The organism is Bradyrhizobium sp. GW821-FHT12B03 (assembly GCF_058807535.1).
Genome location: NZ_JBXAQU010000017.1, coordinates 52,336 through 69,005, shown reverse-complemented (window position 1 = coordinate 69,005; position 16,670 = coordinate 52,336). Strand labels below are relative to the sequence as shown.

Genomic DNA, 16,670 nt, shown 5'->3' with positions numbered 1-16,670 from the left:
GCCATGATCGCGTGGATTGCCGCCGTAGGGTGCAGCCGGCGCTTCATCGCCTGTCGGCGCGTCGATACCATCCGTCGAGCGCTTGTCGTACCGGATCGAGGTGGGCTCGTCCTGAGATCGGTGGCTTTCAGACTTCGATCCGCGTGAGATCCTCGCCGAGCACGACGGGACCCGAATAGTCCTGCCGGACATCCGCAAGCAGCACATTCAGCATGGCATCGTCGGTGCGCGGCCGGTGATGGGTCAGCGCGAGCTTCTTGACGCCGGCCTTGGCGGCGACCTTGCCGACCGTGTCGCCGCAGGCGATCGTGAATCTTGCAAGCCGGCGCAGATGGTCGTTGTTGATCTCCGGCGTCGCGAGAAAGCAGCACTGCACCAGCAGGTCGGCTCCCTCGGCCAGTCGCTCCAGGCCGGGGCAGGGGACCGTGTCGCCGGAGATCGCAATCACCTTGCCCTCCGCCTCGAAGCGGTAGCCGAGACACATCCATCGCGCGAGAAACGCAGGCGACATGTCGAGGCCGTCGCCATGGGAGACGAGCTCGGCGCTGATCTTCCAGCGCCCGGTGTCGAGAACCGGCCCTGGAATGATGTCGGTTGCGACGACAGGTTTCCAGCCGCCGAAGCCCGGCTCGCCCTGGTCGCGCCAGGTGATGTCCTTGTCGTAGACCTGCGTGACCAGCGTGTTGACCAGCCGTTCGGTATCCGGCGGCCCATAGATGCGCAGCTCGTCCTTGCGGCCGTGCATCCATGAATTCAGCATCACGTCGTAGAGGTCGCCGATGTGGTCGAAGTGGTGATGGGTGAGAAAAACCGTGTTGATGGCGCCAAGCGGCACGCCGGCCTTGCCGAGCTGCACCATGACGCCGCGGCCTGCGTCGAACAGGATGTTCTCCTCGCCGAGCCGGATCAGCGTCGTCGTCGCCATGCGCCGCGGGTCCGGGCGCGGGCCGCCGGTGCCGAGCAGTATGACTTCCATCGCGTCTCCTCCAGAGTCCAGATCCTTCGGAATCAACATTAGATTTGTCGTCCGAGGCGGGCAATCCGCATCGGCCGCCCGAGGACGGAAGCGGCCGCTCAGCATGCCGCTCGCGATCAGCCCTGGTCCGGCGTTTCGTGTTGCGAGCGGAGAAGATGGAGTATATTTCGTTTTTCCGAAGTGACAGCCTTCCTGCCACGAACCTTCGGTTGAACCCGGGCCACATGTGCGCGATCGGCGGTCCGGGCCGGCGCTGCGGCGCTGCCCGCGTGATGATGCGCGGGATGAGAATTGTGGGCCAATTCATACTTAATGCGTCGGGATCGTGACCAATATTGTTTGGGCAGCACAACACGCCTAGTATTCCAGCAGGCAATTTCGGGGGCTCGAACCAGTCGTGAATGGTCGTTCACATGACGGCGCCTTGCGCGACGACTTGAATTTTCAGGTTGGGCCGCAAGCACACAGGACATCCAGCATCGTGTCTGATTCCGCACGTCAGGACGTGCGTCCCGCCGGCCGCGAGCGGCTGATCGTCGTCGAAGACGATCCGGTGACGCGGACGATGCTGGTCGGCTATTTCAGCGAGAACAATTTCGACGTGGTCGGTGCCGGCTCCTGCGCGGAATGCCGCCAGGCGCTGCGCGGGCGCGCCGATCTCGTCTTCCTCGACGTCCAATTGCCCGACGGCGACGGCTTCGAGCTCGCCAAGGAAGTCCAGGCGACCAGCAACGCGGGCATCATCTTCGTGACCCGCCGCGACACCGACGTCGATCGCATCCTCGGCCTCGAGATCGCCGGCGACCATTACGTCACCAAGCCGATCAATCTGCGCGACCTGCTCGCGCGCGCCCGCAGCGTGCTGCGGCGCCGCTCGATCGATCGAAAGGCGGCGCGCAACCACAATTCGATCGCCTTCGGCGACTGGATCATCGACCTGACGCGGCGCGAGCTGCTCGGCAGTGACGGCAAGCCGGTGTTGCTGACGCGCGCCGAGTTCGACCTGCTCGCGGCGCTCGTCGGCGCCGACGGCCGGCCGCTCAGCCGCGACTATCTGATCGAGGTCGTCAGCAACCGCCAGGCCGAAGTCGACATCCGCACCGTCGATGCGCTGGTGGCGCGGCTGCGCCGCAAGCTCGTCGGCAGCGGCACGCCTGTCATCGCGACCGTCACCGGCGTCGGCTACAAGCTGGCGCTCAGCGAGCGCCTCTAGGCGCGTCCGCCCAAGGCCATGCGCCGCCGGCGGTTTCAGCCGCTGAAGCCGACGACGAGCCGGATGGCGATGAAGGTGGACGTGGCCACGGCGGCGGTCGCAAAGATTGCGAACAAGACTCTCAAACTATTGTGCATGGGCTCTATTCGGGTTTACGCAAAAAAAACTGATCGTCCAATCGTCACGGCTGCCCGGAAAACGAGCATCCGCATTTGTCCATCAACAGTGCCAGGCTCGTCAAGGGTTCAGCGCGATGCGACCCTTTTCCATTTCGCTTCGATGCGCGCCTTGATCAGGCTGACGCGGGCCTCCTGTGCGGCCCAGTAGGCGCGGCTCGCGGCGGCCGTGCCCTGCTTGTAGCGCGCATAAACGTCCTTCGGCTGTGCCACCACCTTCGGATTGCGCGCCGATTTTGTCATCGTCGCCGGTGCTGGCGGCGCTGCTGGTGCCGTCGTTGACGCATCCGGGACGGCCGCAACCGGGGTTCCCAGTGCGGCCGAGTTCATCGCGAGAAGGCGGTTGCGGGCGCGATTGCAATAGACCTGTGAACGCGGGGTCATCGTCTCCTCGCCGTGACCCGCCCGGTATTTCATCAGCGCGCGACAGAGGTCGCCGCCGGCGAGGCGCCAGGCGCGGCTGAGATAGATCACGCCGTAGTGGATGTTGATGTCCGGCTCTGCGAGCTCCGAACTGTTGCCCCGGAAACCGAGCATCGCCGCGGTCTCGGGCCGCACCTGCATCAGGCCGACTTCGCCGACGCTGCCGACCACCGCCGAGTTGTATCCGCTCTCGACGAAGACGACGGCCTCGGCGATGTCGGCCGGCAGATTGGTCTTGGCGGTTTCGCGTTCGATGATCTTTCGGATCGCGGTCCGGGAGGTCGCGGTCTCTCCGGCGCCGAGCTCGGCATTGTCGCGGGCAATGGCCGACGTCGTGTCGACGTCGTTCGCCGCGTCGTCCCGCGCATGGGCGCAGGTCGACGCCAGCAACAGCACGGCCATCGCGACGTGTCGCCACCTCGCGTGGTGATGTGGATGTGCCGGGTCCCGCAGCATAGGGCACGTCTTATATCGTCCGAGTTAACAACCGATTTGCCATCGGCGGTGGCGCTATGGCGCGCGGGTGCCCTGGTCGGTGGAGGTCTGCCGCGAGCCGGCCAGCCGGTCGTCGACCGCATAGAGCGTGCAGGTGGGCGACCATTTCATGCAGGCGCTGAGCGAATCGCGCTGGGCGTCGTCGGCCGTCGCGCGCCCCGAACGCCAGCCGTAACCGCCGTTGGGCGACACCGCAAAAGCCTTGTGCGGCACGGTGCTGGCGAGATAGCGCGCGAACTCGGCGCGCGCGGCCTCGTTGAGCTGGCTCGGCGGCGGCAGCGGATCGGGCAGGCTCAGGATATCGTGGCCAAGCCCGCGCTCGCGCAGGAAGGCGTCGAGGTAGGGCGTCCATTGCGGGCGTCCGGCCACGGAATAGAGATAATGGCCATCGTCGCCATAAGGCGCCGCCGCGACGAATTTCGCGGTACCGCCGCCTGCGCGAAAACCGTCATGGAGCCGGCGCGCCAGATCGGGGCCGAAGAACAGATCGTTGGTCGCATAGACCCACAGCATCGGCACACGCGAGGTCTTGCCGAAGGTGGCGAAGGCCTGCACCAGGCCGCTCGCGTTGCAGACATCATCGTCGTCCCGCGAGCCGCGGCCGCCGGCAAAGCTGATCGCGGCGACGAGACCGGGCGGCGCCTGCGCCGTCAGCGCGACGGTGGCGAGCCCGCCGGCGGAATGGCCGGCCGCGATCATGCCTGATGTCGTGACGTCGGCCCGATGCGCCATCGCATCGATCGCGGCGCGCAAGTCCGCAACCGCAACGGCGGCCGCCGGCAGGTAGGCGGCATTGGCGCAGCCGCCGACGCTGTCGGCGCGTCCGCCGGGCGAGGTGCCGTAGCCGCGCCGCATCACGATCAGTGCGGCAAAGCCGCGCCGGGCATATTCCAGCGCGATGCCGTAATATTTGTGCGCGGACATGGTCGCGCGGTCGTCGAAGCTGCGTGGCGAGCCGTGGCTGAGCAGTGCCAGCGGGTAGCGCTTCGTCCCCGCCGGCCGCACCAGGAACGCCTCCAGTCCCTGCGGCCCGGCCTCCGCCATCGGGATGCGCAGATCCTCGGTGTAGAATTCGGCGGCGTTCGCGCGAGCCGCCGCCCCAGCGATGGCGAGCACGATAAGCACGGGCAGATGCCAGCGCGCGAGGTCCATGCGTGGATGATTCTCCGTGGCCGTGCGGATCATAACAGAACCGCATGACCCGGCGAACGGGCGTTGTTCGGATCGGTCTAGCGTCCGCCCCGATCGTTCATTTCAGCGTCTGAAGATAGGCGATGACATTGGCCCGATCTGCGGGGTTCGGCAGCCCCTTGAAGAACATCTTGACGCCGTGGACGTCGCCGCGGGGGTCGGCGAGATAGGTGTCCAGTGTCGTCGGCGTCCAGGCCTCCTTGTTGGCCTTCATGGCATCAGAATAGGCGAAGTCCGGGACGATTGCGGGCTTGCGGTCGATGACATTCCAGAGGCTTGGGCCGACCTTGTTCACCCCGATCCCCGCCGCGTGGCAATTCTCACAGGTTCGCTGGAAGATGGCCATGCCCGCAGCCGGATCGCCCTCCGCGGCGGAGGCAGACGATGTGGAAGATGATGTGGCGAATGCCAGCATGAGCACGAGAAACAGGCGTCCGGTCATCTCAAGTCCACTCCCCACAGGATCTGCCGGTAATTTCAGGAGGTCCCGGCTTTCGTGATCCAACGGAAAGCAGCGTGCCCCACGCCGCGCGGCGGCGTCTTTGTCCTGCATCAACCGATATCCGGGACCAAAGTACGAGGGCGCCATGCGTATTCGCCATGGATCATCCTGTGCGGGATGGGCGTTGTCGATTAATCCTGACCGGAACGCGGCATCGCAGCGGTCCGGCAATCGGCTTGGCGACGGGCTGGCCGATGGTATGGTGTTTCAACTTGTCGTTTGAAGACATAGGGGAGTTGCAGTGGCAAAAGTCGATCCCGCGGCGGGCAAGCAGGTCTCGCCGGACGCGCTCACCAACATTCCGCGGCTGGTGACGGCCTATTTCGCCGGCAAGCCCGATGTGGCCGACCCCGCGCAGCGGGTGGCGTTCGGCACCTCGGGCCATCGCGGCACCTCGTTCAGGAACACCTTCAACGAGGGCCATATCCTGGCGACCACGCAGGCGATTTGCGACTACCGAAAGGAAAAGGGGCTGACCGGCCCGCTCTTCATCGGCATCGACACCCATGCGCTGGCCGAGCCGGCGCTTACAAGCGCCGTCGAGGTGTTCGCGGCCAACGGCGTCGACATCATGATCGACAAGGACGGCGGTTACACGCCGACGCCCGTCATCTCGCACGCGATCCTCACCTACAACAAGGGCCGCGGTAGCGGCCTTGCCGACGGCGTCGTCGTCACCCCCTCGCACAATCCCCCTGAGGACGGCGGCTACAAATACAATCCGCCGCATGGCGGCCCCGCCGACACCGACGTCACCGGCATCGTCGAGAAGCGCGCCAACGCCTATCTCGCCGACGGGCTCAAGGGCGTCGCGCGCATGGACTACGCCAAGGCGAAGAAATCCGCGAACGTCCACGCCTACGACTTCATCACGCCGTACGTCGCCGATCTCGGCAACGTCGTCGACCTCGATCTCGTCAAATCCGCCGGCATCAATATCGGCATCGACCCGCTCGGCGGCGCCGCCGTGCACTACTGGCATCCGATCATCGAGCGCTACGGCCTCAAGGCCACTGTCGTGAACGAGGCGATCGATCCGACCTTCCGCTTCATGACGGTGGACTGGGACGGCAAGATCCGCATGGACTGCTCCTCGCCTTACGCGATGGCGAGCCTGATCGGCATGCGCGACCGCTTCGACGTCGCGTTTGCCAACGACACCGACGCCGACCGCCACGGCATCGTGACGCGGACCGGCGGCCTGATGAACCCGAACCATTATCTGGCGACCGCGATCTCCTATCTGTTCGCGCACCGCCCGAACTGGGGCAAGGATGCCGCGATCGGCAAGACCGTGGTGTCGAGCTCGATCATCGACCGCGTCGCCAAAAAACTCGGCCGCAAGCTGGTGGAGACGCCGGTCGGCTTCAAATGGTTCGTCGACGGCCTCGTCGGCGGGAGCTTCGGCTTTGGCGGCGAGGAGAGCGCGGGGGCCTCGTTCCTGCGCCGCGACGGCACCGTGTGGACCACCGACAAGGACGGCATCATCCTCGGCCTGCTCGCCGCCGAGATCATGGCCAAGACCGGCCGCGACCCCAGCCAGCTGTTCGGCGATCTCACCGCCGAGTTCGGCATGCCCCATTACGCGCGCATCGACGTCGCGGCGACGACGCCGCAGAAGAACATCCTGAAGTCCGTCACGCCCGAGCAGCTCGGCCTCAAGGAGCTCGCCGGCGATCCCGTCCGCTCAACGCTCAGCAAGGCCCCCGGTAACGGCCAGCCGTTCGGCGGCATCAAGGTCGAGACCGATTTCGGCTGGTTTGCCGCGCGGCCGTCCGGCACGGAGGACGTCTACAAGATCTACGCCGAGAGCTTCCGCAGCACCGACCACCTGAAGCGGATCCAGGACGAGGCCCAGGCCGGGCTGAAGAAGGTGTTCGGGGCGTAACGGCCCTAAGAGCACAACAAGATCACGCGCGTTCACGATAGGTCGTCATGCCCGGGCTTGTCGCGGGCATCCACGTTCTTCGTACCGCGTGGCAATGCGTGGATGGCCGGGACAAGCCCGGCCATGACGCTGTTGAGGCGCTAGCGCCGACGCTCGCGGGCCTCATACAGTAAGAATGTATACCGAATACTCATTAAAGGTAATTTAGTAGGGTAATTTCGGCCTTGAGCGGCCCGTTACCCTCGGCTAATGTATACATAACGCATACATAAGCCTTGGGAGATCGCCGGTGACAAAACCCTTCCCGATGAACGCCTGGTACGCCGCCGCCTGGGATGCCGACGTCAAGCCGGCGCTGTTGCCGCGGACGATCTGCGGCAAGCATGTCGTGATGTATCGCAAGGCCGATGGCTCGGTGGCCGCGCTGGAGGATGCCTGCTGGCATCGCCTGGTGCCGCTGTCCAAGGGCCGGCTCGAGGGCGACACCGTCGTCTGCGGCTATCACGGCCTGAAATACAATGCGCAGGGCCGCTGCACCTTCATGCCCTCGCAGGAGACCATCAACCCGTCGGCCTGCGTGCGCGCCTATCCCGTGGTCGAGCGTCATCGCTACATCTGGCTCTGGATGGGCGACCCCGCGCTGGCCGATCCTGCGCTGGTGCCCGACATGCACTGGAACCACGATCCCGCCTGGGCCGGCGACGGCAAGACCATCCGGGTGAACTGCGACTACCGCCTCGTGCTCGACAATCTCATGGACCTCACCCATGAGACCTTCGTGCACGGCTCATCCATCGGCAATGATGCCGTGGCGGAAGCGCCGTTCGACGTCACCCATGGCGAGAAGACTGTCACGGTGACGCGCTGGATGCGCGGCATCGAGGCGCCGCCGTTCTGGGCCAAGCAGCTCGGCAAGTCCGGTCTCGTCGACCGCTGGCAGATCATCCGCTTCGAGGCGCCGTGCACCATCGCGATCGACGTCGGCGTGGCGCCATCAGGCACCGGCGCGCCCGAAGGCGACCGCTCGCAGGGCGTCAACGGTTTCGTGCTCAACACCATCACGCCCGAGACCGAGAAGACCTGCCACTATTTCTGGGCCTTCGTCCGCAACTACCAGATCGGCGAGCAGCGCATCACCACCGAAATCCGCGAGGGCGTCTCCGGCATCTTCCACGAGGACGAGCTGATCCTCGAAGCGCAGCAGCGCGCCATGGACGAGAACCCCGATCGCATCTTCTACAATCTCAACATCGACGCCGGCGCGATGTGGACGCGCAAGCTGATCGACAAGATGGTGGCGAAAGAAAACGCGCCGCAGCACCTTCAGGCCGCGGAGTAAGCCGACATGGCCGAGCGCGAGGTCGACCGCTCCGTCTCGCAGACCGTGAAGGCGCAGCTCGCGCTCCGCGACCAGATCCTGTCGGGATCGTTGCGGCCCGGCGAACGCATCTCCGAACTCCAGGCGGTGGAGACGACGGGCGCCTCGCGCACGCCGGTGCGGATGGCGCTGGTGCGGCTGGAGGAGGAAGGCCTGCTCGAGGCGATCCCTTCCGGCGGCTTCATGGTGAAGGCGTTTTCGGAGCGCGACATCTCCGATTCCATCGAGCTGCGCGGCACGCTGGAAGGTCTCGCCGCGCGTTTTGCCGCCGAGCGCGGCGTGTCCGCCCGTGAGCTCGAGCCGCTGAAGGAGTGCCTCGCCGCGATCGATGAATTGCTGCGCCAGGTGCCGATCTCGGTCGATGCCTTCTCGTCCTATGTCACGCTGAACGCGCGCTTCCATGCCCTGCTCACCGAATTGTCGCGCAGCCCGCCGCTGATCCGGCAGATCGACCGCGCCTCCGCGCTGCCGTTCGCATCCCCAAGCGGTTTTGTGATGGCGCAATCGGCGCTGCCCGAGGCCCAGCAGATCCTGATCATCGGGCAGGAGCACCACCGCGTCGTCATCGACGCCATCGAGAACCGCGAGGGTGCGCGTGCCGAAGCGATCATGCGCGAGCATGCGCGGCTTGCCGTGCGAAACCTGCGGCTCGCGCTGCGCAACCGGACCCATCTCGACCTCTTGCCGGCGCTCGCGCTGATCAAGACCGCAACCGATTGAGGGCAGTCACCCATGCGCTTCATCGAAACCTGGACCCCGGCGACGCTCGTCGCAACGCGCGACCTTGCGCCCGGCATCCGCGAATTCCTGATCCTGCCGGACCGGTTCGACGGCGCGGCCTATCCGGTCGGCAGCCACATCAATGTCAGCGTCACCATCGACGGCCAGCCCGAGACGCGCTCCTATTCGCTGGTCGGCGAGGCCACCTCGCGCGGCCTCAAGATCGCGGTGCGCCGCGCCGAGGATTCGCGTGGCGGCTCGCGCTACATGTGGCAGCTGGCACCGGGCGCGCGGCTCGACATCACGCAGCCCGCCTCGCTGCTCGCGGTGGACTGGGCGCGCGACAATTATTGCCTGATTGCCGGTGGCATCGGCATCACCCCGATCTTCGGTGCAGCCCAGGCGCTGGCGCGGCGCGGCGCCGGTGTCACGCTGCACTATGCCGTGCGCTCGCGCGGCGAGGCCGCCTATCTCGACGATCTCGCCGGGATGCTCGGCGACCGCCTGGTTGTCCATGCGAGCGATGAAGGCCGGCGGCTCGATCTCGACGCGCTGTTCGCATCATTGCCGCAAGGTACGCTGGCGCTGTTCTGCGGCCCGATGCGGATGCTGGATGCCGCGCGCCACGCCTGGATCGGCGCCGGCCATCCGCTCCCCGATCTTCGCTACGAGACGTTTGGGTCCAGCGGCACGCTGCCGACCGAGACCTTTCGCGTGCGCCTGAAGGGCTCCGATGTCGAGCTCGAGATCCCCCGCGAGCGCTCGATGCTTGACGTGCTCAATGCCAGCGGCTTTGAGGTGATATCCGACTGCAAGCGCGGCGAATGCGGCCTCTGTGCCATCGACGTGGTCGCCGTCGACGGCGAGATCGACCACCGCGACGTCTTCTTCAGCGACCATCAGAAAGAGAGCAACCAGAAGATCTGCGCCTGCGTCTCGCGAGCACGGGGCACCATCACGGTGGATACGCTGCTGCGGGCGGATGCGATCTGAGGCAAGCTCGGAGGCCGGCTAGCGCGCAGGCGTGCCAATGAGGCTGTCGACGATACCGGAGCCCTCATCGACGAGCTGCTGGCCGCTCATCCAGACATCGCGGCCCGCGATCTTCTGGCGCATGCCGGCAAGCCATACGGTGTTGACGCCGCGGATGCCGATGTCGCTGCGGAAGAACTCGTCGGTCACGTGCGCTTCGATCGTCTTGACAGTCTGCGTGAGGAAAGCTTTCTCGGCGTCGCTCAGCTCCTGCCGCTTCGTGTTGGCTTTCGCGCTGCTGCTCAGGCTGACCTGGTGGAACATGAAATAGGCCTCGGCGTCGGCGATGCGTCTGGTGCCAGAGAGAAAGATCGGAACGCACATCGAGGCGCAGACACCGGCTTTCTGGACGAGCGTATCGATCGCATGATCGCTTGCGCGGATCGCGGCGACGACCTTGCGCCCGTGTTCGACCGAGCCGCCCGGCGAGTTGAGGATGAGGACGAGCCGGCGCCGATCGGCCCTGTAACGGTCGAAGGCAGCGGCAACACGCTCGCTCATCGGCTCCTGCACGGGTCCGCTCCAGCCGAGCACGATGCGGTCCGGCTCCTCGCTGATCGACAGGGTCTGTCGCGCCGCTACATCGCCGGAGCCGGAGGGCAATTGGAAATAGCCCCAGAAAAGCAGGATGCCGCCGATGGCGCCAAGTACCTTGAACAGTGCCACGGTCTATTGCCCGGTGTTGAAATTCAGCGCATCGGCGCGATCAATTGACCGATTTCCAGAAGACCAGCAGGGTCACGAGACTGGCCAAGGCCAGGAAGCCCGCCGAGAAAATGAACGACAGCGTGCGGTTCCAGAGTTTCGTTTCCGCCGTGTAGGCGATCGAGACCGCGGTGCGATCGGTCGTCGAGCGCACCGGCACGAGAGCCTCGCCGTCGCCGCCGGAAAACAACATGAAGAAGCTGTGATCGATCGGCGCCTGATCGGGCCTTGCGACCGACTTGATCTTGGCCGTGCAGAGCGTGACGACGAAGTTCGTCCGCTTGCACTTCCCCTCCATCGCTTGCAGGTCATAGGCCGGCTGCCAGGTCCCGGCGAGCCGGTGGTCGCGGATGATGTCCGGGCCGTAGCTCACGAGCAGTGCGTAGAGCGCGCCGATACAGGCGAGGCAGACGAGGAACCAGCGAATTGGACTGCGCGTCGCGGCCGCGTCGGCGATGGCTTGGCTTCTCGCGCCAGCGGAGCCGGGGCTGAGAGCCTGTGCGGCGGCACCGGCTCCGGGTTGACGCTTGCCGAATGACATTGCGATGACTCCTGACAGCCAACATCCAGGTCATCTGCTACCTAAGGGTGCGCCCCATAAGACTAAGCTAACAAACGTCGGCAAATTATTGCGATTCAGATTTCGTTAAGCCCGGAAGTGCGGGTCCAACCCTGGACGCTCGTGCCCATGGAGCAGGCGTTACGCCGCGTAAGTCGCCCGCTTCTTCTTCGTGTCCAGCAGCGCCAGCACGTCATCGGCCGAGACCGGCCGGCTGATCAGATAGCCCTGCACTTCGTCGCAACTGATCTGCCTGAGATATTCGAGCTGGTCGGCGGTCTCGACGCCCTCGGCGACGACGTCGATGTTGAGGTCCCGCGCCAGCGAGACCACCGACTTCACGATCGCCGCGCAGTCGGGCTGCACCAGCATGTCGCGGATGAAGGACTGGTCGATCTTGATGCGGCTGAACGGCAGCTTGCGCAGGTAAGTCAGCGACGAGAACCCCGTGCCGAAATCGTCCAGCGCCACGGTGACGCCGAGTTGCAGCAGCGCGTTCATGATCGAGGCGGCGGAGCCGTATTTCGACAGCAGCATCGATTCCGTGATCTCGATCTCGAGCCTGCTGGGCGAGACCTTCGCGTCGGCCAGCGCCTGCACGATGCTCTGGAGGATGCCGGTGTTGTGAAACTGCGCCGCGGAGAAATTCACGGCGACCCTGATCTCCTCGGGCCAGTCCGCCAACGTCGCGCAAGCGCGCCGGATCACCCATTCGCCGATCTCGTGGATCAGCCCGGTCTCCTCCGCGATGGGGATGAATTCGCTCGGCGGCACCAGGCCGCGTTGCGGGTGCTGCCAGCGCAGCAGCGCCTCGAAGCCCGTGATCCGGTTCTCGCCGAGATCGAGGAACGGCTGGAATACGAGGAACAGCTCGTTCCGCGCGATCGCGCCCTCGAGGTCCGCTTGCAGCGCCTTGCGGTCGCGCGACGCCCTGTCGTCGCTGACCTCGAAGAAGCAGACCGTGCCGGGTCCCGCCTTCTTGGCCCGATAGAGCGCGGCGTCGGCATTCTTCATGAGGTCGAGCTGCGTGGTGCCGTCGCGCGGCGCCAGCACGATGCCGACGCTGGTTGCGCCGACGATCTGGCGGCCTTCGATCGGAAACGGCTCCGTGAACGCCGCGACGAAGCGCTCGGCGATCTCGAGCGCGTCCTCCGGCCGTGCCAGATTGGCCATCACCAGCGCGAACTCGTCGCCGCCGATGCGTGCGACGTGCTCGGCCGCGCGGGTGCAGCGTTGCAGGCGGCTTGCGACCTGGATCAGGAATTCGTCGCCGGCGGGATGGCCGAACTTGTCGTTGACCTCCTTGAAGCGATCGAGGTCGAGCAGCAGTACCGCGAACTCCTCGCCCGACAGGGCAAGCCGCTTCAAGGCGGCATCGAGCGTCTCGTTGAAGGCGAAGCGGTTGGGCAGATGCGTCAGCGGGTCCTGCCGCACCGTGCGCTCGGCCTCGACCTGCCGCATCACGCGCCGCGCGAACGAGAGGGAATTGACGAACACGCCGCGCAGCAGCACGCTTCCGTAGACCACGACGAGGAAGGCGATCAGCAGGAAGGCCAAATCGCCGTTCCTGCCGAGACAGATGGCGATCCCGACGAAGATAGGCGCGGTGAAGGCCATGGCTGCGACCGGGATCGTGGCGAAGGCGAGCGCGCCGCCTGCCAGCATTCCCGAGCACAGGCAGGTGATGACGAGCTGGCCGCCGGTCGATGCGTCGGCAAAGAAGGCAACCGGCACGATGCCCCAGGCGGCACCGAGGATGAAAGCATTGCGTACCAGCCGATGCATGGCGCGGCGCGAGACGAATTGCGGCTTGGTGATGCGGCGCGCGGCGTGGGATTGCAGACCGAATGCGATCGCGGCGCCGGCGACGGCAACCGCCCAGATCAGCGCGAAAGTCCGGTCCGGCGACGGCCAGAGTGCGATGGCGAGCACCGTGGCGTTGCAGGCATTGGCGAGCATGATGCCGACCGAATAGCCGAGCACCAGCGACATCTGTTCGGCGCGGATATGACCGGCCATGGTTTCGTCGGTTGCGGGACCGCCGAACGCCGACAGATCGCCGGCGAACAGCCGCGCGAAATAGGTGGTCAGTTGAGTCCGCATTCCAGAGCCTAGCAGGATGGGCCGTTCGTCCAGCTCGATCCGGAGAATTCGCTGCAAACCTTTGACGAACTATGAATTATCCCTGCTGGCGGCCATCGCGGCGATCACTTCTAGGTGCCGAAGCATTTGTATCGATAACAAATCGATACAAATGCGCGGTGCGGTCGCAATCGTCGTCACGACAGGCCTATCGCGTGTGAGATCTTGGAAGGGGCGTCATGCCGGGACAAGCCCGGCCATGACGGCGCGGAGAGGGCAGCCTCTCCAACTGGCGCATCACCGCCCCAATTGTTTCGGATCGTAATAGAACCGTTCTTCGATCAGCGTGTCGCCGCTCCACGTCTGCCAGGCGATCTCGTCCAACGTTCGGATGACCCCTTCCGCGCTGGTGAAGCTGAATTTCCAGCGCGTCGCGACGGTGTCGCCCTCGATCAGGCTCGGCCCGATGCGGACGGCCTTGACCTCCTTGGTCGCGGCGAGCACGCCGCGCTCTTTCGCTGCCAGTTTTTCCCGGCCAATGGTCGGCGCGGCGTGGTTTTCATAGGTCGCGGCATCGAGGGCATAGAATGTCTCGATCGCGCCGACGAAGTCCCCGTCCTCCAACCGCTTTGCAAAAGCTTCGACAATGTCCCGGCTCGGCATGGCGCACCTCACGATCAAACCGACTGATAGTCGGTAAATACCGACCGATAGTCGAAAAGTCAACTGGCCGCGTGAGGCGAATTCGATTACAGCTTCACTTGATCAAATCGAGCTGCGTCCGCGAAGACGGTCGGCCCCCTCTCCCGCAAGCGGAGGTCGAGCAACGCCGCGGCTCCAGTCGAGGACTCATGGCCAAACAGGCGGAGCGGCGGGCGGCGACATCGGAGGCAATCCTGACGGCGGCACGCCGGCTGTTCGGGACGCAAGGCTTTGCCGCCACCACCATGGATGAGATCGCGGAGGGCGCCGGCGTCGCCAAGGGTGCGGTCTATCATCACTTCAAGACCAAGGAGGCGGTGTTCGCTGCGGTGTTCGATTCCGTCTCGCGCGATCTCGTCGCCGAGATCGATCGCACCGCGCGCGCCGAGAAGGACGTGCTCGCCGCGATGGTTGCCGGCACCCAGCATTACTTTGCGGCGACCGCCAAGGGCCCGACCGGTCAGATCATTTTGCGCGACGGCCCCGCGGTGCTCGGCTGGGAACGCTGGCGCGAGATCGACGCGCAGCACTTTGGCGGCAAGATGCCGCGCGCGATCGCAGCCGCCATGGAGGCTGGCCTGATCGCAAAGCAGCCGGTCGAGCCGCTGGCGCGGCTGCTGCTCGGCGCGGTGACGGAGGCCGCGGTGGCCTGCGCCGGACGCGCGGATATCGCAAGGGCGGGCGCGGAATATGCCCGTGCGTTCAAGTCGCTGGTTGAGGCGCTGCGCGTCGCTGCATGATTGTGCTAGTCTGAGATGAGTTATGTGGGCGGTGCTGACGCCGAACTCGGATCACCTCTCCCGCAGGGAGAGGTCGGATTGCATCGGAGATGCAATCCGGGTGAGGGGTTACGGTCTCGCTTGCCGTTGCGGCCCCTCACCCGGATTGCTACGGACGATGCTTCGCATCGCCGAGCGCAATCCGACCTCTCCCCGTCGGGGAGAGGTGACGAAATTGGAAACGCCCTCACGAACAAGAAGACTTGTAGCGCATGAACGCAAATTCCTCTCTCGCACCGTCCGATCCTGAATTCGACTACATCATCGTCGGCGCCGGCTCCGCCGGCTGCGTGCTCGCCAACCGCCTGTCGGCGAACGGCAAACACTCGGTGCTGCTGCTCGAAGCCGGCCCGAAGGATTCCAACATCTGGATCCACGTGCCGCTCGGCTACGGCAAGCTGTTCAAGGAAAAGACCGTCAACTGGATGTACCAGACCGAGCCTGAGCCCGAGCTGAAGGGACGTCAGGTGTTCCAGCCGCGCGGCAAGACACTGGGCGGATCGAGCTCGATCAATGGCCTGCTCTATGTTCGCGGCCAGCACGAGGATTACGATCGCTGGCGTCAGCACGGCAATGCCGGCTGGGGCTATGACGACGTGCTGCCCTATTTCAAGAAGGCCGAGAACCAGGCGCGCGGCGCCGATCAATACCACGGCAGCGGCGGGCCGCTGCCGGTGTCCAACATGGTCGTGACCGATCCGCTGTCGAAGGCCTTCATCGACGCCGCGGTCGAGACCGGTCTGCCCTACAATCCCGATTTCAACGGCGCCACGCAGGAAGGCGTCGGCCTGTTCCAGACCACGACGCGCAACGGCCGCCGCGCTTCGACGGCGGTGGCCTATCTTGGACCCGCGAAGACGCGCGGCAATCTCAAGATCGAGACCGAGGCGCTTGGCCAGCGCGTGCTGTTCGAGGGCCGCCGCGCCGTCGGCGTCGAATACCGGCAAGGCGCCACGCTGCGCCGCGCGCGGGCGCGAAAAGAGGTTGTGCTGTCGAGCGGCGCCTACAACTCGCCGCAGCTGCTCCAGCTCTCCGGTGTCGGGCCTGCCAATCTCCTGCGCAAGCATGGCATCGACGTGGTGCTGGACGCTCCGGGTGTCGGCCACGATCTCCAGGACCACATGCAGGTCCGCATCGTGATGCGCTGCTCGCAGAAGATCACGCTCAACGACACCGTCAACCACCCGCTTCGCCGCACGCTGGCCGGCGCGCGCTATGCGCTGTTCCGGAAGGGCTGGCTGACGATCGCGGCGGGAACGGCCGGCGCGTTCTTCAAGACCAGTCCGCGGCTGGCCTCGCCCGACATCCAGGTCCACTTCCTGCCGTTCTCGACCGACAAGATGGGCGAGAGGCTGCATGATTTCTCCGGCTTCACCGCCTCGGTCTGTCAGCTCCGCCCCGAAAGCCGCGGCTCCCTGCGTATCCGAAGCGCTGATCCGACCGTGCCGCCGGAGATCCGCATCAACTACATGTCCACCGAGACCGACCGCACCACCAACGTCGAAGGCCTCAAGATCCTGCGCAAGATACTGAATGCGCCGGCGCTGAAGCCGTTCGTGGTCAATGAGTATGATCCCGGGGCGAAGGTATCGACGGATGCCGAACTGCTCGATTATTGCCGTGAGCGCGGCAGCACCATCTACCATCCGACCTCGACCTGTCGTATGGGCAATGACGCGCTGTCGGTGGTCGACCAGCGGCTGAAGGTGAGGGGGCTCGAGGGCCTTCGCATCGTCGACGGCTCGATCATGCCGGACCTCGTGTCGGGGAACACCAACGCGCCGATCATCATGATCGCCGAAAAGGCCTCCGACATGATATTGGAGGATGCGCGGTAAACCCGCGCGAG

The 16,670-nt window shown here is 65.4% G+C and carries 15 protein-coding genes; 7 read left to right on the top strand and 8 right to left on the bottom strand.

Translation table 11 applies throughout. The features are described 5' to 3' along the window. Nucleotides 1-127: 127 nt before the first annotated feature. Nucleotides 128-976 (bottom strand): MBL fold metallo-hydrolase, encoded by an 849-nt coding sequence (locus tag AC1RUR_RS27685; RefSeq protein WP_492849902.1) that lies wholly within the window; start codon nt 974-976, stop codon nt 128-130. A 397-nt stretch (nt 977-1,373) separates the two neighbouring features. Here AC1RUR_RS27685 and AC1RUR_RS27680 point away from each other — a divergent pair, with 397 nt between their 5' ends. Then, complete coding sequence (locus AC1RUR_RS27680; protein WP_492849900.1) at nt 1,374-2,189, top strand: winged helix-turn-helix domain-containing protein; 816 nt, start codon at nt 1,374-1,376, stop codon at nt 2,187-2,189. Nucleotides 2,190-2,434: 245 nt separating this feature from the next. On the opposite strand, the gene AC1RUR_RS27675 is transcribed toward AC1RUR_RS27680, so the two are convergent. From AC1RUR_RS27675 to AC1RUR_RS27665, 3 genes are all read right to left on the bottom strand, one after another. After that, nucleotides 2,435-3,244: a lytic transglycosylase domain-containing protein gene (locus tag AC1RUR_RS27675; RefSeq protein WP_492849898.1), complete on the bottom strand. Its 810-nt coding sequence runs from the start codon at nt 3,242-3,244 to the stop codon at nt 2,435-2,437. A 54-nt stretch (nt 3,245-3,298) separates the two neighbouring features. Then, nucleotides 3,299-4,435 (bottom strand): alpha/beta hydrolase family protein, encoded by a 1,137-nt coding sequence (locus AC1RUR_RS27670; RefSeq protein ID WP_492849896.1) that lies wholly within the window; start codon nt 4,433-4,435, stop codon nt 3,299-3,301. A 97-nt stretch (nt 4,436-4,532) separates the two neighbouring features. Then, nucleotides 4,533-5,027 carry a c-type cytochrome gene (locus AC1RUR_RS27665; protein ID WP_492849894.1) on the bottom strand — a complete coding sequence of 165 codons (495 nt, stop codon included), beginning with the start codon at nt 5,025-5,027 and terminating at the stop codon, nt 4,533-4,535. Nucleotides 5,028-5,217: 190 nt separating this feature from the next. Between AC1RUR_RS27665 and pgm the strand changes: the two genes are divergently transcribed. The 4 genes from pgm to AC1RUR_RS27645 all read left to right on the top strand — a co-directional run bounded on the left by pgm (nt 5,218) and on the right by AC1RUR_RS27645 (nt 9,955). Further along, the gene (gene pgm, locus AC1RUR_RS27660) at nt 5,218-6,864 is read left to right on the top strand and encodes a phosphoglucomutase (alpha-D-glucose-1,6-bisphosphate-dependent) (protein ID WP_492849892.1); all 1,647 of its coding nucleotides are present in this window, start codon (nt 5,218-5,220) and stop codon (nt 6,862-6,864) included. 289 nt (nt 6,865-7,153) lie between these two features. Then, on the top strand, nt 7,154-8,203 hold the full coding sequence (locus tag AC1RUR_RS27655) for an aromatic ring-hydroxylating dioxygenase subunit alpha (RefSeq protein WP_492849890.1): 1,050 nt from the start codon (nt 7,154-7,156) through the stop codon (nt 8,201-8,203). A gap of 6 nt (nt 8,204-8,209) precedes the next feature. Then, a complete protein-coding gene (locus tag AC1RUR_RS27650) occupies nt 8,210-8,962 on the top strand; it encodes a GntR family transcriptional regulator (RefSeq protein WP_492849888.1) in 753 nt (250 codons plus the stop codon). A 12-nt stretch (nt 8,963-8,974) separates the two neighbouring features. Next, complete coding sequence (locus AC1RUR_RS27645; protein WP_492849886.1) at nt 8,975-9,955, top strand: PDR/VanB family oxidoreductase; 981 nt, start codon at nt 8,975-8,977, stop codon at nt 9,953-9,955. An 18-nt stretch (nt 9,956-9,973) separates the two neighbouring features. Here AC1RUR_RS27645 and AC1RUR_RS27640 read toward each other — a convergent pair whose 3' ends face one another. From AC1RUR_RS27640 to AC1RUR_RS27625, 4 genes are all read right to left on the bottom strand, one after another. Next, complete coding sequence (locus AC1RUR_RS27640; protein ID WP_492849884.1) at nt 9,974-10,660, bottom strand: ATP-dependent Clp protease proteolytic subunit; 687 nt, start codon at nt 10,658-10,660, stop codon at nt 9,974-9,976. A gap of 40 nt (nt 10,661-10,700) precedes the next feature. Continuing rightward, the gene (locus tag AC1RUR_RS27635) at nt 10,701-11,240 is read right to left on the bottom strand and encodes a hypothetical protein (protein ID WP_492849882.1); all 540 of its coding nucleotides are present in this window, start codon (nt 11,238-11,240) and stop codon (nt 10,701-10,703) included. A 159-nt stretch (nt 11,241-11,399) separates the two neighbouring features. Beyond that, nucleotides 11,400-13,361 carry a putative bifunctional diguanylate cyclase/phosphodiesterase gene (locus AC1RUR_RS27630; protein ID WP_492849880.1) on the bottom strand — a complete coding sequence of 654 codons (1,962 nt, stop codon included), beginning with the start codon at nt 13,359-13,361 and terminating at the stop codon, nt 11,400-11,402. 276 nt (nt 13,362-13,637) lie between these two features. Beyond that, nucleotides 13,638-14,003, bottom strand: coding sequence for a nuclear transport factor 2 family protein (locus tag AC1RUR_RS27625; RefSeq protein WP_492849878.1), 366 nt, complete (start codon nt 14,001-14,003; stop codon nt 13,638-13,640). A 188-nt stretch (nt 14,004-14,191) separates the two neighbouring features. Between AC1RUR_RS27625 and AC1RUR_RS27620 the strand changes: the two genes are divergently transcribed. Together AC1RUR_RS27620 and AC1RUR_RS27615 are read left to right on the top strand one after the other, a co-directional pair. Then, nucleotides 14,192-14,782, top strand: a complete 591-nt coding sequence (locus AC1RUR_RS27620) for a TetR/AcrR family transcriptional regulator (RefSeq protein WP_492849876.1) — start codon at nt 14,192-14,194, stop codon at nt 14,780-14,782. A gap of 251 nt (nt 14,783-15,033) precedes the next feature. Continuing rightward, nucleotides 15,034-16,659: a GMC family oxidoreductase gene (locus AC1RUR_RS27615; RefSeq protein WP_492849874.1), complete on the top strand. Its 1,626-nt coding sequence runs from the start codon at nt 15,034-15,036 to the stop codon at nt 16,657-16,659. The last annotated feature ends 11 nt before the right edge of the window (nt 16,660-16,670 follow it).